This window comes from Streptomyces sp. MBT53, assembly GCF_016654115.1.
In the GTDB taxonomy this organism is placed as follows: domain Bacteria; phylum Actinomycetota; class Actinomycetes; order Streptomycetales; family Streptomycetaceae; genus Streptomyces.
On the sequence record NZ_JAEQAZ010000042.1, the window covers coordinates 22,672 to 44,573 of the forward strand.

At 70.3% G+C, this 21,902-nt stretch carries 22 protein-coding genes; 10 read left to right on the top strand and 12 right to left on the bottom strand.

Annotation, left to right across the window (positions count from 1 at the left end):
• Positions 1 to 137: 137 nt before the first annotated feature.
• The 4 genes from JHN45_RS17570 to JHN45_RS17585 all read left to right on the top strand — a co-directional run bounded on the left by JHN45_RS17570 (position 138) and on the right by JHN45_RS17585 (position 3,629).
• Entirely contained in the window at positions 138 to 1,028 is an 891-nt protein-coding gene (locus JHN45_RS17570) for an alpha/beta hydrolase (protein WP_201049675.1), read from the top strand.
• A gap of 83 nt (positions 1,029 to 1,111) precedes the next feature.
• Positions 1,112 to 1,582 carry a MarR family winged helix-turn-helix transcriptional regulator gene (locus JHN45_RS17575; RefSeq protein WP_200713637.1) on the top strand — a complete coding sequence of 157 codons (471 nt, stop codon included), beginning with the start codon at positions 1,112 to 1,114 and terminating at the stop codon, positions 1,580 to 1,582.
• The gene (locus JHN45_RS17580; protein WP_201049676.1) at positions 1,579 to 3,036 is read left to right on the top strand and encodes an MFS transporter; all 1,458 of its coding nucleotides are present in this window, start codon (positions 1,579 to 1,581) and stop codon (positions 3,034 to 3,036) included. Before JHN45_RS17575 ends, JHN45_RS17580 begins: the two co-directional genes overlap by 4 nt.
• Complete coding sequence (locus tag JHN45_RS17585) at positions 3,033 to 3,629, top strand: cysteine hydrolase family protein (RefSeq protein ID WP_201049677.1); 597 nt, start codon at positions 3,033 to 3,035, stop codon at positions 3,627 to 3,629. Before JHN45_RS17580 ends, JHN45_RS17585 begins: the two co-directional genes overlap by 4 nt.
• Here the strand turns inward: JHN45_RS17585 and JHN45_RS17590 are convergent.
• From JHN45_RS17590 to JHN45_RS17605, 4 genes are all read right to left on the bottom strand, one after another.
• On the bottom strand, positions 3,603 to 4,562 hold the full coding sequence (locus JHN45_RS17590) for an RNA polymerase sigma factor (RefSeq protein ID WP_201049678.1): 960 nt from the start codon (positions 4,560 to 4,562) through the stop codon (positions 3,603 to 3,605). The two genes, JHN45_RS17585 and JHN45_RS17590, sit on opposite strands and share 27 nt — an antisense overlap.
• Positions 4,563 to 4,681: 119 nt before the next feature.
• Positions 4,682 to 6,076, bottom strand: a complete 1,395-nt coding sequence (locus JHN45_RS17595) for a carotenoid oxygenase family protein (RefSeq protein WP_201049679.1) — start codon at positions 6,074 to 6,076, stop codon at positions 4,682 to 4,684.
• A 149-nt stretch (positions 6,077 to 6,225) separates the two neighbouring features.
• Complete coding sequence (locus JHN45_RS17600) at positions 6,226 to 6,918, bottom strand: alpha/beta fold hydrolase (protein ID WP_201049690.1); 693 nt, start codon at positions 6,916 to 6,918, stop codon at positions 6,226 to 6,228.
• A gap of 50 nt (positions 6,919 to 6,968) precedes the next feature.
• A complete protein-coding gene (locus tag JHN45_RS17605) occupies positions 6,969 to 7,556 on the bottom strand; it encodes a hypothetical protein (protein WP_201049680.1) in 588 nt (195 codons plus the stop codon).
• Between the two features lie 165 nt (positions 7,557 to 7,721).
• Between JHN45_RS17605 and JHN45_RS17610 the strand changes: the two genes are divergently transcribed.
• Positions 7,722 to 8,405: a DUF998 domain-containing protein gene (locus JHN45_RS17610; protein ID WP_201049681.1), complete on the top strand. Its 684-nt coding sequence runs from the start codon at positions 7,722 to 7,724 to the stop codon at positions 8,403 to 8,405.
• Positions 8,402 to 9,055, top strand: coding sequence for a helix-turn-helix domain-containing protein (locus JHN45_RS17615; RefSeq protein WP_307783124.1), 654 nt, complete (start codon positions 8,402 to 8,404; stop codon positions 9,053 to 9,055). The genes JHN45_RS17610 and JHN45_RS17615 overlap by 4 nt, the downstream gene beginning before the upstream one ends.
• A 54-nt stretch (positions 9,056 to 9,109) precedes the next feature.
• Here the strand turns inward: JHN45_RS17615 and JHN45_RS17620 are convergent, their stop codons facing one another.
• Complete coding sequence (locus JHN45_RS17620) at positions 9,110 to 9,640, bottom strand: DUF6790 family protein (protein WP_201049682.1); 531 nt, start codon at positions 9,638 to 9,640, stop codon at positions 9,110 to 9,112.
• 57 nt (positions 9,641 to 9,697) lie between these two features.
• Here JHN45_RS17620 and JHN45_RS17625 point away from each other — a divergent pair, with 57 nt between their 5' ends.
• Together JHN45_RS17625 and JHN45_RS17630 are read left to right on the top strand one after the other, a co-directional pair.
• The gene (locus JHN45_RS17625) at positions 9,698 to 10,132 is read left to right on the top strand and encodes a MarR family winged helix-turn-helix transcriptional regulator (protein ID WP_201049683.1); all 435 of its coding nucleotides are present in this window, start codon (positions 9,698 to 9,700) and stop codon (positions 10,130 to 10,132) included.
• 133 nt (positions 10,133 to 10,265) lie between these two features.
• Positions 10,266 to 11,159 carry a hypothetical protein gene (locus JHN45_RS17630; protein ID WP_236583781.1) on the top strand — a complete coding sequence of 298 codons (894 nt, stop codon included), beginning with the start codon at positions 10,266 to 10,268 and terminating at the stop codon, positions 11,157 to 11,159.
• A 182-nt stretch (positions 11,160 to 11,341) separates the two neighbouring features.
• Here the strand turns inward: JHN45_RS17630 and JHN45_RS17635 are convergent, their stop codons facing one another.
• The 3 genes from JHN45_RS17635 to JHN45_RS17645 form a co-directional block, all read right to left on the bottom strand.
• Positions 11,342 to 11,962 carry a hypothetical protein gene (locus JHN45_RS17635; RefSeq protein ID WP_201049684.1) on the bottom strand — a complete coding sequence of 207 codons (621 nt, stop codon included), beginning with the start codon at positions 11,960 to 11,962 and terminating at the stop codon, positions 11,342 to 11,344.
• 129 nt (positions 11,963 to 12,091) lie between these two features.
• Entirely contained in the window at positions 12,092 to 13,420 is a 1,329-nt protein-coding gene (locus JHN45_RS17640) for a class I SAM-dependent RNA methyltransferase (RefSeq protein WP_200717449.1), read from the bottom strand.
• A 128-nt stretch (positions 13,421 to 13,548) separates the two neighbouring features.
• Complete coding sequence (locus JHN45_RS17645; protein ID WP_201049685.1) at positions 13,549 to 15,600, bottom strand: APC family permease; 2,052 nt, start codon at positions 15,598 to 15,600, stop codon at positions 13,549 to 13,551.
• Between the two features lie 381 nt (positions 15,601 to 15,981).
• Here JHN45_RS17645 and JHN45_RS17650 point away from each other — a divergent pair, with 381 nt between their 5' ends.
• Together JHN45_RS17650 and JHN45_RS17655 are read left to right on the top strand one after the other, a co-directional pair.
• Complete coding sequence (locus tag JHN45_RS17650; RefSeq protein WP_200716253.1) at positions 15,982 to 16,653, top strand: TrkA family potassium uptake protein; 672 nt, start codon at positions 15,982 to 15,984, stop codon at positions 16,651 to 16,653.
• Positions 16,653 to 17,330, top strand: coding sequence for a TrkA family potassium uptake protein (locus tag JHN45_RS17655; protein ID WP_200716254.1), 678 nt, complete (start codon positions 16,653 to 16,655; stop codon positions 17,328 to 17,330). Before JHN45_RS17650 ends, JHN45_RS17655 begins: the two co-directional genes overlap by 1 nt.
• Positions 17,331 to 17,416: 86 nt before the next feature.
• On the opposite strand, the gene JHN45_RS17660 is transcribed toward JHN45_RS17655, so the two are convergent.
• From JHN45_RS17660 to JHN45_RS17675, 4 genes are read right to left on the bottom strand one after another with little or no spacing between them, the layout of a single operon-like run.
• Positions 17,417 to 18,196, bottom strand: a complete 780-nt coding sequence (locus JHN45_RS17660) for a DUF3159 domain-containing protein (RefSeq protein ID WP_201049686.1) — start codon at positions 18,194 to 18,196, stop codon at positions 17,417 to 17,419.
• A gap of 3 nt (positions 18,197 to 18,199) precedes the next feature.
• Positions 18,200 to 18,598 (bottom strand): OB-fold nucleic acid binding domain-containing protein, encoded by a 399-nt coding sequence (locus tag JHN45_RS17665; protein WP_019072967.1) that lies wholly within the window; start codon positions 18,596 to 18,598, stop codon positions 18,200 to 18,202.
• 45 nt (positions 18,599 to 18,643) lie between these two features.
• A complete protein-coding gene (locus JHN45_RS17670) occupies positions 18,644 to 19,327 on the bottom strand; it encodes a response regulator (RefSeq protein ID WP_019061071.1) in 684 nt (227 codons plus the stop codon).
• Positions 19,324 to 21,894 (bottom strand): sensor histidine kinase KdpD, encoded by a 2,571-nt coding sequence (locus tag JHN45_RS17675; RefSeq protein WP_201049687.1) that lies wholly within the window; start codon positions 21,892 to 21,894, stop codon positions 19,324 to 19,326. The genes JHN45_RS17670 and JHN45_RS17675 overlap by 4 nt, the downstream gene beginning before the upstream one ends.
• Positions 21,895 to 21,902 lie beyond the last annotated feature (8 nt).

Below are 21,902 nucleotides of genomic sequence, written 5' to 3' on the forward strand. Positions count from 1 at the left end.
GTCGTCGGGGCCGCGTGCGCGTGCCTGGTACAGAACCGCATAGGCAGAGCCGTCCCTGGTGGCACCGGGGCGGGCGGGCCGACGGTGGGGGCATGGCCGTAGAACGGCTTCCCTCCTCTCCGACTGGAGTGCTCCCCATGCGTAGTGACGTCGTCTTTCCCAGTGCCGGTCTGAAGCTCGCCGGTCATCTGTACCGCCCGGCCGGGGTTCCGCAGGCCGCGATCGTGGTCGGTCATCCCGGTGGTGGGGTGAAGGAGCAGGCCGCCGGGCTGTACGCGCGGCGGCTGGCCGAGCGGGGGTTCGTCGCGCTCGCTTTCGACGCCGCGTATCAGGGTGAGAGTGAGGGAGAGCCGCGCGGCCTGGAGGACCCGGGCCAGCGGGTCGAGGACCTGAAGGCCGCGGTCTCCTTCCTCGGCAGCCTGGACGGGGTGGACCCCGATCGCATCGGGGTGCTGGGCATCTGTGCCTCCGGTGGGTACGCCCTGGCGGCTGCCGCGACCGACCCGCGTATTCGGGCGGTGGCCACGGTGAGCGCTGTCGACATCTCGCGGCAGTTCCGGCTCGGTGCGGACGGCGGGCAGGACCCGGCCGTCGTACGGGGTCTGCTGGCCGCGGCGGCGGAGGCGCGGGGTACGGGCGTCGAGCGCTTCCCTCTCTTCCCGGCCACCGAGGAGGAGGCGCGGGCGGGCGGCCCGCATGTCCACGAGGGCTGGGAGTACTACTGCACTCCGCGCGCGCGGCACCCCCGCTCGGCGAAGTCCCTGACCTGGTCGAGCGTCGACCGCATCGCCGGCTTCGACGCGTTCTCGTCCCTCGGACTGGCCGCGCCGCGTCCCGTGCTGCTGATCGCCGGGCGAGCTGCCGTGACGTCCTGGATGAGTGTGGAGGCGTATCAAAAGGCTTATGGGGACAAGGAGTTGGTCTGGGTCGAGGGTGCCTCGCACGTGGATCTCTATGACCGGGACGAGTACGTCACGCCCGCCGTCGAGAAGCTGAGCGGCTTCTTCGGCGCGCGGTCGGGGATGTGATCCCGCAGACATGTGATCCAGTAGACAGTCCAAACTGCACAAGTAACTTGGCGAAGTTACTTGTGCAGTTTTACGGTGGGGTCATGAACACGAACCCCGGGCCGCAACCGACCGTCGCCACCGCGCAGCGGCTCAGCGACGCGATCATCCGGCTGCGGGCACGGCTGCGGACCGAGTCGGGGCAGCACGCGACCGGTCTCACGCCCACGCAGCTCGCCGTGCTGGGGAGCGTCGTACGGGAAGGGCCCGTCACGGCGGCGCGGCTGGCCGCGCTGGAGCGGGTCAGCGCGCAGTCCATCGCGCAGAGCCTGGCCGTGCTGAAGGCCGCCGGGCTGGTGCACAGCGAGCCCGACGCGCGGGACGGCCGCAAGAAGCTGATGAGTGCCGATCCGTCCGCCGCCGAGCTGATCGACAAGCTGCTGCGGGGCCGCGCCACCTTCCTGGCCAGGGCCATCGACCAGTTGGTAGCCCCGGAGGAGCGGAAGGACGTGGACAAGGCCATCGAGCTGCTGGAGCGTCTGGCCGGGGCCGAGCTGGACGACGGCCGCATATGAGCGCCGACGCCACCAAAGCCGTCGCGGCGCGCGACCTCGCGCGCAAGCCGTTCGCCTGGACCTTCACGACCCCGCTCTATGTGGGCGCGAGCCTGAACCCGGTCAACAGCTCCATCATCGCGACCGCGCTGGTGCCGATCGCCACCGAGCTGCATGTCTCGGTCGGCAGCACCGCCGTACTGGTCTCCTCGCTGTATCTGGCCAGCGCGATAGCGCAGCCCACCGCGGGCAAGCTGGCGGAGGTGCTCGGGGCGCGCCGGATCTTCCTGGCCGGGATCGTGCTGGTGCTGCTCGGCGGTGTCGTCGGCGGTCTCGGCCAGAACCTGGCGATGCTGACCGTCGCCCGTGTCCTGGTCGGCATCGGGACCTCGGCCGCGTTCCCCTGCGCGATGGTGCTGATCCGGCGCCGCGCCGAGGACGCCGGTCTCGACGGGCCGCCGGGCGGGGTGCTCGGCGGGATCGCGATCGCGGGCATGGCCACCGCCGCCGTCGGACCGCCGATCGGCGGGCTGCTGGTCGGCGCGGCCGGCTGGCGCTGGGCGTTCCTGATCAACATCCCGGTCACCGCGATGGCGATGGCGATGGCGGTGCGCTGGCTGCCCAAGGACCCGGTGCTCGACCGCGCGGACCGGCGGTTCCGCAGGGTCGCCGACCGGATCGACCTGCTCGGCATCCTCGGTTTCGCCGTGACGATGAGCGCGCTGGTCATCTTCCTGACGGCCCTCCCCCGGCTCGACTGGATCGCCCTCGCCGTCTTCGCGCTGACCGCCGTCCCCACCGTCCGGTGGGAGCTGCGCAGGACGGCACCGTTCTTCGACTTCCGCGGCCTCGCCGCCAACGGCGCCCTCACCCGCACCTATCTGCGCCAGGGGCTCACCCTGCTCGGCACCTACTCGGTGATGTACGGCATGACGCAGTGGATGGAGGCCGCGCACGGGTACTCCACGGTGACGGCGGGACTTCTGCTGCTGCCGATGGGAGCCGTCTCCGCGCTGCTCTCGCGCCCGCTGGCCAGCCGCAATCTGGTGCGCGGCCCGCTGATCGCCTCGGCGGTGACCATGCTGATCGGCTCGGCCGGGATCATGCTGCTCACCTCGGACAGCCCGGCCGTCGCGCTCGTGCTGGTGTCGTTGGTCTTCGGCGTCACCTCGGCCGCCACGACCGTGGGCAACCAGACGGCCCTGTACCTCGCCGCGCCGCCCGACCAGATCGGCACCGCCTCCGGGCTGTTCCGCACCTTCGGCTACCTCGGCACCATCACGTCCGCCGTGATCGGCGGGATCGTCTTCCGCGACGGCGCGAGCGACCACGGCCTGCACATCCTCGGCCTCGTCCTGGTCGGGGCGGGCGTCGTGGTCCTCCTGCTGACCGTCCTGGACCGCCGCCTGATGGGCCGCGACACGACCAACTCCCCCGCACATATGGAAAACCCCACCAAGGAGAACCCCTCGTGAGCACCACCCCCCTCCCCACGATCGACCCCGCGCGGACCGCCCTGCTGGTCATGGACTTCCAGAACGGGATCGTCCCCGCCGTGCCCGACTCCGACGCCCTCGTCGAGCGGGTCAAGGACTCCATCGCCGACGTCCGCGCGGCCGGCGGCACCATCGGCTACGTCCGCGTCGCCTTCACCGAGGACGACTGGACGGCCGTCCCCGAGCACAACCCGACCTTCAGCGGCGTCGCCGGGGCGAAGATGCTGCACCACGAGGACGCCTCGACCCAGATCGACGAGCGACTCACCCCCGAGGACGGCGACGTCGTCGTCCGCAAGATCCGCTACGGCTCCGCCTCCACCACCGATCTCCACCAGCAGCTGGACGACCGCGGCATCGACACCCTGGTGCTCGCCGGGATCAGCACCAGCGGTGTCGTCCTGTCCACCGTCATGGACGCCGCCGACCGCGACTACCGCGTCCTCGTCCTGTCCGACGGCGTCGCCGACCCCGACGCCGAGACCCACCGGGTCCTGGTCGAGAAGGTGTTCCCGTCCCGGTCCCAGGTCATCGACACGGCGGCGCTACGAGGGCTGCTGGGCGCCGCCTGACGGCTTCCCCGGGAAGACCACCCGGAGCTTCCGCACCCGCCCGTCCTCGCGGAACATCAGCCAGGCGAGGCTGGGCGGGCAGGGGTTGGAGATACCGGTGGGGTTGACGGCCTCCATCTCCCAGATGGCGATGTCGCGGCTGGCCACGACATGGAGCAGATGCTGGGTCACGCCCTTGGTGCGGGTCTCCTGCATGGCGGGGAAGGGGTGGACGCGTCCGCCCTCCTTGTTGAGGACGCCGACCAGTTCGGTCTCGGCCGGCCACAACTCCAGGATCTCGCCGGGCAGTTGACCACGCATGGCACCGTCCAGGGTGACCTCGGCCTCCTGCCGGCTGTCCTCGGTGATCGCGGCGGCGTCCTCGTGGCCCTGCGTCCGGGTGGACAGCAGCACCTTGGCCATCTTCGCCCTGGCCTGGTTGAGCCGGCTGCGCACGGTGCCGACCGGCACCTCGCAGGCCTCGGCGATCTCCTGGTACGAGGTGATCCCGCTGAAGTGCCGCAGCATCAGCACCAGCCGCTGCTGCTGCGGCAGTTCCTCCACCGCGTCCCAGATCCAGTCCCGCATCGCGTGCTGCTCGATCAGCCGCTCGGGGTGCGACGGCTCGTCGTCCCGCAGCCGCAGCTGCTCCAGCCCGTCGAGCCCGGGCAGCTCCCGGTTGGCCCGCAGCCGCATCCGCGCGGAGTTCCGTACGATCGCCCGCAGCCACGCCCCCACGGCCGCCGGCTCCCGCACGTCACCGATGCGCCGCAGCGCGGTCAGCGCGGCATCCTGTACGGCGTCCTCGGCGTCGGGGCCGTAGCCGAGCAGGCTCAACGCGACGGCGCGCATGGGCGCCTGATGGCGTGTCAGCAGAAGTCCCAGGGCACCGGAGTCGCCCGCCTGGGCCCTGCGGGTGAGTTCCTCGTCCGTGGGGTGGTTGAGGGGCACCATGAGTCCGAAGCCTCCATGACGACGCATCGCGAACGGTGTGCTGCCAGGGCCTCGCGCATCGGGTCGAGGGGCCCTTGCCGAGGAAGATACGCCGGAGCGGCTCCTCGGCAAGGGCGTTCTCAGTCCTCGGACCGGCTGCCGGCCTCGGGCAGCCAGCTGCCGTGGAAGCCGGACGGGACCGGGTACGGCAGTTCCACGACCGCCTGCACCGAGAGGTCCGCGGCGTCGAGGACGAGGAGTTCGCCCGCCGCGCCGTCGTCGTCCGAGAGGAGCGACAGGAGCCAGCCCTCGTCCTCGTTCGTGCCGTCGGCGGCCGGTACGAAGACGGCCTCGCCGGAGTAGCGGCTGCCGGGCGTCTTGTGGACGTCGTCGGTCCTGCGCGCGAGGTCGTGCTTGGCGATGCCGTCGCCGTTGACGGTGTAGAGGTAGCGGTTCGGGCGACCGGTGAGGGTCTCGTTGTGGGTGGGGAACTCGGCCTCGCGGTCGTCGAGTTGGGACTCGAAGACCCGGCCGGCCACCGGGTCGAGGATCCACCGGTACAGCACGGAGGGCGCCTGGGTGTGGCCGGGTTCCCGCACCCCGACCTGCCCGTTCGGGACGCCGGGGGTGCCCTGGCCGGTGGGTCCGCCGATGTCGCCCCAGACCTTCCGGAACCCGGCGTCGTCGTAGCGCACCGCGTCCAGCACCACCCGGCCCTGCGCGTCCTCGTAGGCGTTGCCCACATGGAAGACGTAGCAGGGATCGACGTCGAACCAGCGCACCTCGGTGACACCGGGCTCGCGCGACATGATCCCGATCCGGGCGCCGTACGCCTCGGCCCAGCGGTACGGCATGCCGCCGCGCCCCGCCAGTTCGGCGTCGAAGACCACGGGCAGGTCCATCCACACGATGTGGTGCTCGGTGATCGCGAAGTCGTGCATCATCGTCGGCCCCGGCACGTCGATCGGCCTGCTGTCGAGCAGCTCGCCCTCCGGGGTGACCCGGTGGTAGGTGAGGTACGGCGGCGCGAACCCGGTCCCGAACAGGTGGAGTTCACCGGTGACCGGGTCCTCCTTGGGGTGCGCGGTCATCGCGGTGGTGAGCTTCCCGCCGAAGTCGTACGGCCCGATGGTGTCCAGCTCCGGTGTGACCCAGTAGGGCAGGCCGACCTCGCACAGCGCGAGCACGGTGTCGGCGTGCCGGATCACATGGGTGTTGGCCGGAGTCGCGGCCAGGTCGATGCTGAAGTCCTCGCGGACGAACGGGTGCCCCTCCAACTCCCTTGTCCGGACCCACCTGTTGCGGTACCACTCGGCGCGGCCCTCACGCAGCCGGATGCCGTGCAGCATGCCGGGGCCGGTGAACCAGTGGCCCTTGTCCTCGCCGGGCAGCGGGTTGGGGCCGTTGCGCAGATAGCGGCCGTCCAGCTCGGGCGGCAGGGTACCGCGCACGGTGAGCCGCGCGGCGGTGTGCTCCTCGGGGACCGGGGCGAAGCGGCCCCGGAGATACAGCGGAGTGGTGGTCTCGTCGGTCATCGGTGCTTTCCTTGTCGAGCAGTGCACCCGAACCGCGTTGGTCCGGGCGGGAGTTGGCCGCGGCGGCGGACATCTGCGGGGCGTCCGCCGCCGCGGTTGCGACGGCCGCGCTGAGCACCACGGCCGCCACGACTGCCTGCGCGGAGGCCTCACGCGGTGGTGCCGGTCGCCGCCTTCCCGATGAACGCGGCGACCTCGGCGGGCTTGGACACGTACACGGCGTGGCTGCCGCCGGTCTCGGCGACCGTGGCCCCGGCGCGCTCGGCCATGGCCCGCTGGGCGGGCGGCGGGATCATGCGGTCGTCGGTGGCGACGAGGTAGTGGCTCGGCTTGCTACGCCACGCGGGCCGGTTGACCGCGCCGCCCAACGCGTCCAGTCCCCACGGGACTTGGGAGTCGGCGAGGAACCGGGCGTCGGCCTCGGGCAGGTCCCCGGCGAAGGACGCGGCGAACTTCTCCCGGTCGAGGAAGAGGAAGCCGTCGACGGGCGGCAGGATCGGCGGGACCGGGGCCCCGGGCGGCGGGTCGGCGATGAGGGTGTTCACGGACTCGCCCTTGTCGGGCGCGAAGGCCGCGATGTAGACGAGCGCCGACACGTTCTCGTGGTTCCCGGCCTCGGAGATCACGGCGCCGCCGTAGGAGTGTCCGACGAGTACCGTCGGGCCGTCCTGGGCGTCGAGGACCCGTTTGGTCACGGCGACGTCGTCCTCGAGGGACAGCGTGGGGTTCTGGACGACGCTCACGCGGTAGCCGTCGGCGCGGAGTGCGTCGTGGACGCCCCGCCAGCCGGATCCGTCGACGAATCCGCCGTGCACGAGGACGATGTTCTTCGCGATGCTCACCATGCGTCAACTCCTTTGTGGGGTGGGTGCTTCGGTGCTGGTCCGCGGGGTCACTGAACGGCCCGCACCGGCGGTCGGGCCTGCGCCAGGGCCATGAACCTGGCCTGGACGCGGGCGGGATAGACCTTCGTGAAGACGGCGGGGGCGACCAGGCCGACGACATGGGCGGTGATGCCCACCCAGGCCGGGGCGTCCACCGCGTTCGAGACGGCCAGGCTGACGGCGATGAAGGTGAAGCCGACTCCCCAGGCGCTGGTGATGAGGTTGTTGACCTGGACGAACTCCGGCATGTCCCAGTACTCGCGGGGGGTCTGGCGCTTGGCGATCCCCAGCGTGAAGGGGCTGCGGAGCAGCAGGCTGCCCCAGGCGGTGCCGCCCAGCCAGACGAAGGAGATGACGTCGGTCTGGCCGGACAGGGAGGAGTCCGGCTTCGCGACGGAGACGGCGCCGATCACCACGAAGTAGGCGAGGGTGCTGATCTCCAGGACCAGGGCGTCGAAGCCGACCCCGCGGCGCCGGTCGTTGAGCATCATCAGCAGCCCCGTGACGAGACCGCCGAGCGCGCCCCAGCGCCAGTCGAAGGACGAGAGGACGCCCGCGACGATCCAGGGGGCGAATCCGGGCAGATAAGCCAACATTGATTGTTCCTCGGTGGAGTGGAGTGGACGCCGACTAGATGCGCGGCGGCCCCCGAAGTTCGAACCTCGCTTTGTGACGCTCGTCACGTGACGACCGATCCCTAACCGGATAGATCTATCCACTTAATGTAGGGTGGTGCGCCTGACCTATCGAGAGGAGTCGTGATGTCACGCAAGAACCGGCTGCCACTGGCGGCGGCCGTCCTGCTGCTGAACGCGGTGCAGTGGGTGGTGTCCGAGGCGGTCGCCGCGGCCGCCTGGACCTCACCGCCGTACAGCTACGCCACGAACTACATCAGCGACCTGGGCGTCCCCGAATGCGGCACGCACTACCAGGGCCGCACCATCTGCTCGCCCGATCACGCGCTGATGAACACGTCGTTCATCGCGCAGGGCGTCCTGTTCGCGACCGGCGCGATCCTGCTGGCGCTCGCCCTGCTCACCGGCCGCGCACGCCGGGTCGTCATCACCCTCGCCGCGGCGCACGCGGTGGGCTTCGTGCTGGTCGGCCTGTTCCACGGCTCCCCGGACGGCCCGGGCTACAGCCTGGCGCTGCATGTCGGGGGCGCGGCGGTCGCCATCCTGTGCGCGAACACGGTCGTGATCCTCGCGGGCTCCCTGCGGAGCCTCCAACTGCCGTACGCCTACCGGGTGTTCAGCATCACGGTCGGCGCCCTGGGACTGCTCAGCGAGGCGTTCGTGGGGGCCTCCACGAGCACGGCCGGGATCTTCGAGCGGGGCGGGGTCTACTCGTGGCTGCTGTGGAGCGCCGTCACCGGCGTCTGCGTCCTGGTACGGCACCTGCGCCGACCGGTCGGGGCGAGGATGCCGGAGAATGTCCCGGCGTGAGCCCCGAAACACAACGCCCGCTGCGCGCGGACGCGGAACGCAACCGCCGCCTGATCATGACGACGGCCGACCGCCTGTTCGCCCGACGCGGGACCACCGTCCCCCTCAACGAGATCGCCCGCGAGGCGGGCCTCGGCGTCGGCACGGTGTACCGGCGCTTCCCGGACCTCCAGGCACTGATCGACGCCCTGTTCACCGAGCGGTTCACGGTGTTCCTGCACCTCGCGACCACGGCCGCGGAGCAGCGGGACCCGGCCGGGGCGCTACGGCACTATCTGCTGGCGGCGGCGCGGCTGCGGGCCGAGGACCGCGCCCTCGAAGTCGTCCTGGCCAACGCCGACTTCACCAAGGGGACGACCGCCCGGACGCGTGACCAGCTCGGCCGGCTCGTGGACGGTCTGGTGGCCCGGGCGGTGGCGGCGGGCGCGGTCCGCGAGGACTTCGCCAGCGCCGACGTGTACGCCTTCCTCTACATGATCGGCGCCGTGGCCGACCGCACGAACGAGGTCGCTCCGGACGCCTGGCGTCGCTACGCGGAGGCCCTGATGGTGGGCTTCGGCCTCGATCCGTCACCGGCCCCGCACCCGACCGCCATGACCGACGACCAGCTCCTCGACAGCTGGCCGAAGCCTTCGGGCGGGCAGGGCTAGGACCTGCCTGGCGGTTCCTGTCACAACGCGGGGGCCCAGGTAGAGCGGTGCCGTTCAGGCGAGGGCCGGTACGCCCGTCCGCTCGATCACGGCGAACCGCTGCTGGCGCCGGGCGAGGACGATCATGACGGTGGGGATGAGCAGGTCGTAGACCAGGACTCCCCCGGTGTTGCCCGGGGCGTGGTCGCCGTGGGCGAACCACTGGTAGAGGTGGCCGATCACCGCGCCCCAGAGGAACATTCCGGCCCCCAGGCCGATGGTGACGCGTTCCCGGGCGGTGGCCGAGGACGAGGCGGCGCGCAGGCCCATGACGGCGAGCCCGAGGTTGGCGAAGGCGATCTCGAACTCGAACGGCGTCCGCCGGAAGCCGATCGCGGTGGCCATGGTGTCCGGGATCCCGAGGAAGGAGACCGTCATCCACAGGCTTCCGCAGCCCAGTGCGCCGATCGCCCACCACCGCTGCCAGGTCTCCAGCCCGGCCTGCGGGGAGGGACTGTGCCGGGTGCGGATCAGTGCGCCGGTGACGGCCACCAGCAGCCAGAGCATCGGGAGTGCGGTCTTCGCGAGGTACGAGGCGTTGTCCATGACATCGAGTCTTGCATGGTTAATATTAACTTTGCAACATTGAGGTACGCTGCACGAATGGACGACGGACTCTCAGACCTGCTGCACCGCGTGGTCTCCCTGCTGGGCGATCTCGCCCGCCGGAACACCGACCCCGACGGCGGCCTCAGCTACAGCCAGATCAGACTGCTGGGCGCGCTCGAAGACGTGGAACCGGCCACCCAACACCGGCTCGCACAGGCCCTGGGCGTCTCCGACCCGGCGATCAGCCGCGCCCTGCGCCCCCTGGAGGAGGACGGCCTGGTCCGCGTCACCCCCGACCCGCAGCACGCACGACGCCGCCTCGTCGAACTCACCACCACCGGCCGCGCGACCTACCACGCCAACGGAAAACCCCTCGCCGACACCCTCCGACGCGGCCTGCAGGAACAGGACTTCCCCTACGACCGCTACCTCGCCGACACCCTCAGACTGGCCGAGATCCTGGAAACCGCACGAGCGTCCCGCCCCTGAATCGGTATCCGGCCGATGCGACCGATGCGACCGTCTCGGTGAACCTCTCCGTGCCCCGGCTACGTGTCCGGTGCAGTGCCCGCGGCGATCCCGCGGGCCCACCGATCGTCGACGGACAGGAACGGATGACTCAATGACGAGATCCACGACCGCGACCCGACCCCCGCTCGACCGTCCCACCCGCTCGCTCACCGGACGGGCCCGCACGCTGGGCGCGGCACTGGCCCTCGGCGCGTTGCTGGCGTCGGGAGCGACAATGACCCTCGCCGCTCCGGCAGTTGCCGCGACGGGAGACGTCAAGTGCCCGTCCGCGGACTGCGTGCGGATCGCCCCGGCGGCCGGCTCCCCGGTCGCCATCGCCCCCGACAACGCCGGCTCGGTGTACCTGGCGTACTCGGGCAGCGACCTGCTCAAGCTCGACCTGGCCAGTGAAGCGCTCAGCACGGTCACGACCGGTCTGGGCAACCTCCGCGGAGTGGCCGTCGCCGACGGCAACGCGTACATCACCAACTTCGACGGCACGCTCCAGCAGGTCTCCCTCGCCACCGGCAGCCGACGCACCCTGGCCGCCGGCCTGCCCTCCCTCTTCGGCGTGGCACGATTCGGCACCACGACCTACGTCACCGACGGCAACGGGGAGATCGTCGCCGTCCCGGACGGCGGCACCGCCCACGTGGTGGCCACAGGCCTCGGCTTCTCCTACGGCCTCGCCTTCGACAGGACGGGCCTCGCCTACACCGCGGACATGGGCCAGGGCCGCATCCTCCAGACGAACGTGACCACCGGCGCAACCCGGGTCCTGGCAAGCGAGGCCTACGAACCCACGTCGATCTCGGTCGGCGGCGACGGCCTGGTCTACTTCCAGGTGAGCGACGAGGTGAAGCGAGTGAACCCCACCACCGGAGTCCAGTCCCACGTCACCAACCTCCTCGGGATAAACGCCTTCAGCTTCTCCCTGGCGGCATCGGGCGACGCGTACACCGCGAGCGACGGCTTGTGGCGGATCAGCGGGCTTACTTCGCGATGAGGAGGTAGGCGGTTCGTGACGGGGGGAGGGTGCCCGGTCGGACACTCTCCCCTTCACGCAAAACCGCGGTGCGGAGTGGCCTGCTCCAGCGAACATGCAGTTCAGAGGCGACTTCCTCGCCCGACCGAAGCCCTCCCAGAAGCGTTCGTGCGAGCCTCATGTGTCGTCGGTGCTCAGAGTCCTCACGTCCCCGCCACCGGTTCCGGCCCCCAGGGGTCGATCTTCAGCGCGCGGAGCCGCTTCGCGTCGCGGTCGTGCACGAATCTGCAACCGTCGTACGGCAGGTCGAAGGTCCATACCCCGGGCAGATCACGCGCAGCGTAACGACAGAGGAACTCCGACATGCCGTAGTCGAACCGATCCCAGGACAACCATTGCCGGCGCCAGACCACCGTGGTCCACGCGTTGGGGTCCGGTGACTCCCCCCACCAGCACAGCAGGTCGGCGTCCACCGTCGTTCCCCATCCGATCAGCAGCTCAGGGCGATCGAAGTCCGTCTCCTCGGCCGTGTACTGGGCGTCGGCTGTCTCACCGCGGACGGTCGCACTGGCGTCGAGCGGATATACCTCCTGGACCGGCGGCTCCACAAGCAGAAAGCCGTCGAAAGCCCCCTGCCCGTATACGTCCATGAATACGCGGTAATCGTCCGGGAAACCATGGGGGTATTCGGCCGCCACGACAGACCAGTCGACGCTGTTCCCGCGCTGGGCGGGCGGGGCAACCAGCGCCGTCAGACGCCGGATCGGATCAAAGGAGGCCGAGTCCTCTTCCGCACGTCGCCGATCGTAACTTGATGACGTCACCGAGATTCGCCCCTGTCAGCAACCCCATCGACCACTCGCGTGCAGAGACCAAGACCCTGTTGGGCACTCCGCACACATGGCTGAACACCGCTTCTGGCGTCACATACCGCGCACGCGCAAAACCCCAGGTCAGGACACCTTGGCCACCGGTTCAAGGATCGCGACGCACTCCACATGATGAGTCATAGGAAACAGATCGAACGCCCGCAGAGTCCGCACCCGATACCCCCCGTCCCGGAAGTACCCCAGATCCCGGGCCAGCGCCGCCGGATCGCACGCCACATACGCGATCTTCCGCGCCCCCAGTGACGACAGGTGCTCCACGGTCTTCTTGCCGGCTCCGGAGCGCGGCGGGTCGAGGACGATGAGGTCGACCTCGCTGATGCCCGTCTTCGGGAGGACGCTCTCGACCTTGCCCTGCTCGATCCGCACCCGTTCGAACCCGGCGAGGTTGTGCCGCGCGTCCTCGACGGCACGCTTGCCGGACTCGATGCCGAGGACCGCGCCCTTGTCGCCGAGGCGGTCGGCGAGGGCGCCGGCGAAGAGGCCGACGCCGCAGTACAGGTCCAGCGCCATGTCGCCCTTGCGCGGCAGCAGGCCCTGCATGACGGCCTTGACGAGGGTGTCCGCGGCCATCGGGTGGACCTGCCAGAAGCCGCCGCTGCCGACCCGGTACGTACGGCCGTCGGCCCGCTCGCGGACGAACGCGCGGCCGTGGACGCGGTGGATGCCGCCGTCGTGCTCCTCGACGCGCATGACGGAGACGGGGCGGTCGAGTTCGACCAGGGGGAGGCGGGCGCCGGGACGCGGTTCCAGAATCACCATGCGGTCCTGGGAGCCCGTCGCCGCGATCGCGTCGACCGACGCCATGCCGGACCAGTCACGCTCCTCGATGCCGAGCTCGCTGATCCCGGGCGCCGCGATCATGCAGTGCTCGACGGGCTCGACCTCGTGCGAACGGTGCTTGCGCAGACCGGCGTTGCCGTCGACGTCGACCGCGTACTGGACGCGCGTGCGCCACTGCGGGACCTGTCCCGCGGGCAGCTTGTCGCCCTCGGCCGGCATCACCGTGCCGTCCCAGCCGGCCTCCTCGGGTGTGAGGCCCGCGAGCCGCTGCAGCTGCTCGGCGATGACCTCGCCCTTGAGGCGGCGCTGGGCGCCGGGCTTGGCGTGCTGCCAGTCGCAGCCGCCGCAGCGGCCGGGGCCCGCGTAGGGACAGGGCGCCTCGACGCGGTCCTTGGACTCCTCCAGGATCGTCACGGCGTCGGCCCGCAGGAACCGCGCGCCTTCCTCGCCGTCGGTGACCCGCGCGATCACGCGCTCACCGGGCAGTGTGTGCCGGACGAACAGCACCTGGCCCTCGGCCGTACGGGCGATGCAGTGCCCGCCATGGGCGACGGGGCCCACCTCGACCTCGTACTCCTCCCCCACCAGCGATTTCTTCGGTTCTGCCTGCATGGCGGGGTGACTCCACAACGTCAAAGGGGGAACGGCCGGACAACAGCCCACCAGTCTACGTGGGCCCTGCCCGACCGTTCACCACAAAGCGAGCCACACATCGAGCTACAAAGCGAGCCGCGAAGCGCTCAGCCCTTGGTGTCCGAGGACTCCCTGTGCCGCTCCTCCGCGGGCCCCCGTCGCACCGCACCCGGCGCGCTCCACTCCTGCCGCTTGCGGGCGCGGTTCTTCGCCGCCTCGGAGGACTCCAGCTGGTACGGCACCGACGTCACCATGACACCCGGCGTGAACAGCAGCCGGCCCTTCAGTCGGAGTGCGCTCTGGTTGTGGAGGAGGTGCTCGTACCAGTGGCCGACGACGTACTCGGGGATGATCACGGAGACGGCGTCCCGCGGCGATTCCTTCCGCAGGCCCTTCACGTACTCGATGATCGGGCGCGTGATCTCCCGGTACGGCGAGTCCAGCACCTTCAGCGGCACGTCGATCCCGCGCCGCTCCCACTCCTCGCGCAGCGCCTTGGTCTCGGCCGGGTCCACGTTGACGCTGAGCGCCTCAAGCGTGTCCGAGCGCATCAGCTTGGCGTAGGCCAGGGCCCGTAGAGCCGGGCGGTGGATCTTGGAGATCAGGACGACCGAGTGGACGCGGGAGGGGCGGAGGCTGTCGTCGCTGGGGCCCTCGGGGGCCGCGATCTCCTCGGCGACCCGGTCGTAGTGCTTACGGATCGCGGTCATCGTGGCGTAGAAGATGCACATGCCGAGCAGCGCCACCCAGGCGCCGTGCGTGAACTTCGTGACCAGGACGACGACCAGGACGAGACCCGTGAAGAACGCGCCGAACGTGTTGATCGCGCGCGAGCGGACCATGTGACGGCGCTTGGCCGGGTCCTTCTCGGTGGCGAGGTGGCGGTTCCAGTGCCGGACCATGCCGGTCTGGCTGAGGGTGAAGGAGACGAACACGCCCACGATGTAGAGCTGGATCAGGCGGGTCGAGTCGGCGCCGTAGATCGCGATCAGCAGGGTGGCGGTGCTGGCGAGCAGCACGATGCCGTTGGAGAAGGCCAGGCGGTCGCCGCGGGTGTGCAGCTGACGCGGGAGGTAGCGGTCCTGGGCGAGGATCGAGCCGAGGAGCGGGAAGCCGTTGTACGCCGTGTTGGCGGCCAGGAACAGGACCAGCGCTGTCGCCGCGGCGAGCACGACGAACAGGAAGCTGCCCTTGCCGAACACCGCCTCGGCGACCTGGGAGATGACCGGGTTCTGGACATAGCCAGAGCCGATCGCGACGCCGTTGTGGAGGAGGTCGGTGGCGGGATTCTCGGCCATGCGGACCTTGGTCGTCATGGCCAGCGCGATGATCCCGCAGAACATGGTGACGGCCAGCAGACCCATCGCCGCGAGGGTGGTCGCCGCGTTCTTCGACTTGGGCTTGCGGAAGGCGGGGACGCCGTTGGAGATCGCCTCGACGCCGGTGAGGGCGGCACAGCCGGAGGAGAAGGCGCGCAGCATCAGGAAGACCAGCGCGAAGCCCGCGAGGCCCTGGTGCTCGGCCTTGATGTGGTAACTCGCGGTCGGGGCGCGCATGGTGTCGCCGAGGACGAGTCCGCGGAAGGCGCCCCACGCGATCATGACGAAGACGCCCGCGACGAAGACGTACGTCGGGATCGCGAACAGCGAGCCGGACTCCTTCACCCCGCGCAGGTTCATCAGGGTCAACAGCACCACTACGGCGACCGCGCAGATCACCTTGTGCTCGACCACGAAGGGGATCGCCGAGCCGAGGTTCTCGATGCCGGAGGCGATCGAGACGGCGACCGTGAGGACGTAGTCGACCAGCAGGGCGCTGGCGACGGTGAGGCCGGCCTTGGGGCCGAGGTTGGTGGTGGCCACCTCGTAGTCGCCGCCGCCGCTGGGGTAGGCGTGGACGTTCTGTCGGTAGGAGGCGACCACGGTGAACATCAGCACCACGACCGCGAGCGCGATCCAGGGGCTGAAGTGGTAGGCCGACACGCCCGCGATGGAGAGGACCAGCAGCACCTCGCCGGGCGCGTACGCGACGGAGGACAGCGGGTCGGAAGCGAAGACGGGGAGTGCGATGCGCTTCGGCAGGAGCGTTTCGCCCAACCGGTCGCTGCGCAGTGCGCGCCCGATGAGGATGCGCTTGGGCACGTCGGTCAGTTTGGACACAACAGAGGATCGTAGGCCTTCGAACAGGCGATCCTCTACTCGCCACCTGCCTGAGCCATGTCATCTGCCTCTCATCTGCCTCACGGGTGAAATCGGTGACGAGTGGAGTTGCGGATTCCGTCGGGAGTGGCGACTCCGTGTCTATATGACAAAACCCCGCTCCCGCCCGCCCCCTGGAGGTTCCATGTCCTCGACCGCAGAGCTGATCGGTGCCCTCGCCGCCCTGGCCGGCCTCGGAATCCTCACCCTGGCCAGTGTGCGCAGCATCGGGCGCCGCTGACGCACAGGGGTGCCCCGGAAGGGCCGGACGTGTGTACTTTGGCCTCGGTCTGAGACCCTGATGGGGCTGAGCATTGATTTCAGGACACCGGAAGGACGGTCGTGCACATCGTCATCATGGGCTGCGGCAGAGTGGGTTCCGCTCTCGCCCAGACCCTGGAGCAACAGGGGCACACGGTCGCCGTGATCGACCAGGACCCCACCGCCTTCCGTCGGCTGGGCCCGGGATTCGGCGGCCGCCGGGTCACCGGGGTCGGCTTCGACCAGGACACGCTGCGCGAAGCGGGCATCGAGGAGGCGGGCGCGTTCGCGGCCGTCTCCAGCGGTGACAACTCGAACATCATCTCCGCGCGGGTGGCCCGCGAGATGTTCGGCGTCGAGAACGTGGCGGCCCGTATCTACGACCCCCGCCGTGCCGAGGTCTACCAGCGCCTGGGCATCCCCACCGTGGCCACGGTCCGCTGGACCGCCGACCAGATGCTGCGCCGGCTGCTGCCCTCGGGCGCGGAGCCGCTGTGGCGGGACCCCACCGGCGGTGTCCAGCTCGCCGAGGTGCACGCCTCGGCGGCCTGGGTCGGCCACAAGATCAGCAAGTTGCAGGAGGAGACGGGCGTCCGCGTGGCGTTCCTCACCCGTCTCGGCGAGGCGATGCTGCCCTCTTCGCAGACCGTGTTGCAGGAGGGCGACCTCGTGCACGTGATGATGCGCACGGACGAGGTCGACAAGGTCGAGGCGGCGTTCGCCAAGGGTCCCGAAGAGGAGGGCGGTCACTGATGAGGGTCGCCATTGCCGGAGCCGGCGCGGTCGGACGTTCGATCGCCGGAGAGCTCCTGGAGAACGGTCACGAGATCCTTCTCATCGACAAGGCCCCGACCGCGATCTCGGTCGAGCGGGTCCCCCAGGCGGAGTGGCTGCTGGCCGACGCCTGCGAGATCACGTCCCTGGACGAGGCGGCGCTCCAGCGCTGCAACGTGGTGATCGCCGCGACCGGCGACGACAAGGTCAACCTCGTCGTCTCCCTCCTCGCGAAGACGGAGTACGGCGTCCCGCGCGTCGTCGCCCGCGTCAACAACCCCAAGAACGAGTGGCTCTTCAACGAGTCCTGGGGCGTCGACGTGGCCGTCTCCACCCCCCGCCTGATGTCGGCCCTGGTCGAGGAGGCGGTCTCGGTCGGCGACCTGGTCCGCCTGCTGCGCTTCAGCCACGGCGACGCCAACCTGGTGGAACTGACCCTCCCGGAGGAGTCGGCCCTGGCCGGCACCCAGGTCGGCGACGTGGAGTGGCCCGAGGACACCTCCCTGGTCACGATCATCCGCGGCACCCGCGTCCTGACCCCGTCCCGCGAGGACTCCCTGGAGGCGGGCGACGAACTGCTGTTCGTCGCGGCCCAGGCGCGCGAGGAGCAGCTGGAGGACTTGCTGTCGGTGCGCCGGGACGACGCGGCGAGCTAGTCCGGTTGTTCTACGACGATGAGGGCGCCCCGAGATCTCGGGGCGCCCTCATCGTCGTAGCGGAAGCAGCGAAGGTTAAGCGAAGGTCATGCGTCGCGACGGTGGCGTCCCGACGTGACGTCCTGGCTCTCGCCGGAGGCCTCGGCCGCCGCCTTGCGTTCCTTCTCGGCCTGTTCCTCCGCCTCCATCTCCGCGAACACGTCGATGGGAGCGGGTGCCTTCGCGAGGAAGACCCAGGTCAGCCAGACGGCCAGCAGGAACGGCGGGATCTTCAACGCGACCAGGACCCAGCCGAGTTGGGCGGTGTTGGCCCACCAGTAGAGCGGGAACAGGATCGCGCACTTGGCGAGCAGGATCAGGCCCCAGGCCCAACTGGCCTTGGCGTAGGCCGTCTTGCGGCCGGGGTTGCGGGTCCGCCAGGAGAGGTTCTCCTTGAAGACCGGGCCGAGGATCAGGCCGATCAGCGGGACGCCCGCGAGGGTCGTGATGATGTAGGCCAGCGCCAGGCCCAGCGTGTAGAGCATGCCGGGGAGGTAGAAGTTCTTGGCGTTGCCGGTCATCATCGCGAAGACGACACCGAAGGCGACGCCGAAGACACCGCTGAAGGCGTGCTTGACGGTGTCGCGCTTCACCAGGCGGACCACGACCAGCACCAGGGACACGGCGAGGGCGGCGATCGCCGACCAGTGCAGGTCCTTGTTGATCGTGAAGATGGTGACGAAGAGAAGGCCGGGCAGGACCGTTTCGATCATGCCGCGCAGCCCGCCGAACGCCTCGAAGAGGGCCGCCTCGGTCACCGCCCGGACATCCTGCTCGCTGTCTTCGGCGTCCACGGTCTCTGTGGTCGGCTTGTCGAGCGACGTCACCGGCTACTCCCGTCCGAGGGGTCTCAGTTCGTATTTCGGGTTGAAGAGCACCCGGCGGCCTCTGCTCATGGAGATCCGGCCGGACGCGATCAGCTTGCGCCCCGGTTCTATGCCCACGATGGAACGCCTGCCGAGCCACACCACGTCCAGGGCGGCGGAGCCGTCGAACAGCTCGGCCTCCAGGGCCGGGACTCCCGCCCGGGGGCGCAGCGTGACCGTGCGCAAGGTACCAGTAACCGTCACGATCTGTCGGTCGTGGCAGTCGCCGATCCGGACACAGCCCTCGGTCTCGGAGTCCTCACGCAGCTCCTCGGACTCCAGGTCCTCCTGCGAGGAGGACAGCCGGTCGAGCATGCGCCGGAACCGGCCGGCCGGCTTTTCGGAACGGGAGACAGCGCTCATATCTGAAGCGTACCGGGGTCCACCGACAGTGACGTACCCGCGTCGTCAGCGCTCGAACCGGTAGCCCATCCCGGGCTCCGTGATGAAGTGCTTCGGGTGCGCGGGGTCCGTCTCCAGCTTGCGCCGCAGCTGTGCCATGTAGACGCGGAGGTAGTTCGTCTCGGTCCCGTAGGACGGCCCCCACACCTCCTGCAGCAGCTGTTTCTGGCTGACCAGTCGCCCGGTGTTGCGCACCAGCACCTCCAGCAGATGCCACTCCGTGGGGGTCAGCCGTACGTCCCGGCCGTCGCGCTGGACCTTCTTGGCGGCCAGGTCGACGGTGAACTCCTCGGTCTCGACCAGGACGTCGTCCTCGCCGCCCCCGGTGGGCTCGGCCCGGCGCACGGCGGCCCGCAGCCGGGCCAGCAGCTCGTCCATGCCGAAGGGCTTGGTGACGTAGTCGTCGGCGCCCGCGTCCAGCGCCTCCACCTTCTCGTCCGAGGAGTGCCGGGCGGACAGCACCAGGATCGGCACCCGGGTCCAGCCGCGCAGCCCCCTGATCACCTCGACGCCGTCCATGTCGGGCAGCCCCAGGTCGAGGACGACCACGTCGGGGTGGCGGGAGGCGGCGAGATCGAGCGCGGTCTTCCCGTCGGCCGCCGCGTCGACCTCGTACTTCCGCGCCTTGAGGTTGATCACGAGGGCCCGCACGATCTGCGGCTCATCCTCGACCACGAGGACCCTGGTCATGAGACCTGCCTTTCCGGTTGTACGTCTTTCACGTCATGCCCGTCGTGCCCGTCATACGCGTCTTCCACGACGCCTTTCGCCGCGCGGAGCGTGAGGACCATGGTGAGGCCGCCGCCGGGTGTGTCCTCGGCGTTCAGGGTGCCGTTCATGGCCTCGGTGAAGCCACGCGCCACGGCGAGGCCGAGCCCGACTCCGGCACCGCGCGGGGCGTCGCCGTAGCGCTGGAACGGCTCGAATATGCGGTCCTTGGCCTCGTCCGGGACTCCGGGGCCGCGGTCGACCACCCGGACCTCCACCCGGTCGGCGATGGCGCTGGCGGACACCAGGACGGGTCGGTCGGGCGGGCTGTACTTGACCGCGTTCTCGACCAGGTTGGCCACCGCCCGCTCCAGCAGCCCGGGGTCCACGGCGACCATGGGCAGCGTCTCCGGGATGTCGAGTTCGGCGCTGCCCTCGGGGACCCCGACCAAGGCCATGGGCACCACCTCGTCGAGGTCGATCTCCCGGACGATCGGCGTGACTGTGCCCGTCTGGAGGCGGGACATGTCGAGGAGGTTGCCCACGAGGTGGTCGAGCCGGTCGGCGCCCGCCTCGATGCCCTCCAGCAGCTCGGCCTGGTCCTCCTCGGACCAGGCCACGTCGTCGGAGCGCAGGGAGGAGACGGCCGCCTTGATGCCGGCCAGCGGGGTCCGCAGATCGTGGCTCACGGCCGCCAGGAGGGCCGTACGGATGCGGTTGCCCTCGGCGAGGGCCCGGGCCTGGTCGGCCTCCTCCCGGAGGCGTCTGCGGTCCAGTACGACGGCGGCCTGCGCGGCGAAGGCGGCGAGCACCCGGCGGTCGGAGGCGGGCAGTACGCGGCCGGTCAGCGCGAGGGCCATGTGGTCGCCGACCGGCATGTCCACATCGCCGTCCTCGGGCCGCTCCAGCGGCACCCCGACGCCGACCCGGCCGGCGCAGGTCCAGGGGTCGACGTCGCTCTTGCGCTCCAGCAGCGCCACGGACTCCATGCCGAAGGTCTCCCGGACCCGCTCCAGGAGCGCCTCCAGGCTGGTCTCGCCGCGCAGCACGCTGCCCGCGAGGAAGGACAGGATCTCCGACTCGGCGCGCAGCCTGGCGGCCTGCTGGGTGCGCCGCGCGGCGAGGTCGACGACGGAGGCCACGGACACGGCGACGCCGACGAAGATCGCGATGGCGACGATGTTCTTGGGGTCGGCGATGGTCAGCCGGTGCAGCGGGGGCGTGTAGTAGTAGTTCAGCAGGAACGACCCGAGGGCCGCCGAGACCAGCGCCGGCAGCAGCCCGCCGAGCAGCGCCGCCGCGACGGTCAGCGACAGGAACAGCAGCATGTCGTTGGCGAGCCCGAGGTGGATCGCGTTCAGCAGGAGCGCGAGGCCCACCGGCCCGACGACACCGACCACCCACCCCGAGACGATCCGGGCCCGCCCGAGCCGCGCGCCCCGGGCCACCGGCAGTCCGCGCCCCTTGGCGACCTCTTCGTGGGTGACGATGTGGACGTCCAGGTCGGGACCCGACTCGCGGGCGACCGTGGTGCCGACGCCGGGCCCGAAGACGTACTGCCAGGTCTTGCGGCGCGAGGAGCCGAGCACGATCTGGGTGGCGTTGACCCCGCGCGCGAAGTCGAGCAGCGCGGCCGGGATGTCGTCGCCCACTACGTGGTGGAAGGTGCCGCCGAGGTCCTCGATCAGGGTGCGCTGCTGGGCGAGTTCCTTCGGGGAGGCGGAGGTCAGGCCGTCGCTGCGGGAGATGTAGACGGCCAGCACCTCGCCGCCGGCCCCCTTCTCGGCGAGCCGCGCGGCCCGCCGTATCAGCGTCCGCCCTTCCGGCCCGCCGGTCAGTCCTACGACGATCCGCTCGCGGGAGCCCCAGATGGCCGAGACCTGGTGCTCGCTGCGGTACTCCTGGAGGTATTCGTCGACCCGGTCGGCCACCCACAGGAGGGCCAGTTCCCGCAGGGCGGTGAGGTTGCCGGGGCGGAAGTAGTTCGAGAGGGCCGCGTCGACCTTGTCGGGCTGGTAGATGTTGCCGTGCGCCATCCGCCGCCGCAGCGCCTGTGGCGACATGTCGACGAGTTCGATCTGGTCGGCCCGGCGGACGACCTCGTCCGGCACGGTCTCCTGCTGGCGTACTCCGGTGATCGACTCGACGACGTCGCCGAGGGACTCCAGGTGCTGGATGTTGACGGTCGACACCACGTCGATGCCGGCGGCGAGGAGCTCCTCGATGTCCTGCCAGCGCTTGGTGTTGCGGGAGCCCGGGATGTTGGTGTGGGCGAGTTCGTCCACCAGGGCGACGGCGGGGGCCCGGCGCAGCACGGCGTCGACGTCCATCTCGGTGAAGACGGTCCCCCGGTACGCCAGCTCCGCGCGCGGGACCTGCTCCAGGCCGTGCAGCATCACCTCGGTGCGTGCCCGGCCGTGGTGCTCCACGAAGGCGACCACGCAGTCGGTGCCCCGCTCCACCCTGCGGTGGGCCTCGGACAGCATGGCGTACGTCTTGCCGACGCCCGGTGCCGCACCGAGGTAGATCCGAAGCTTGCCGCGTCCCATGGCCCCAT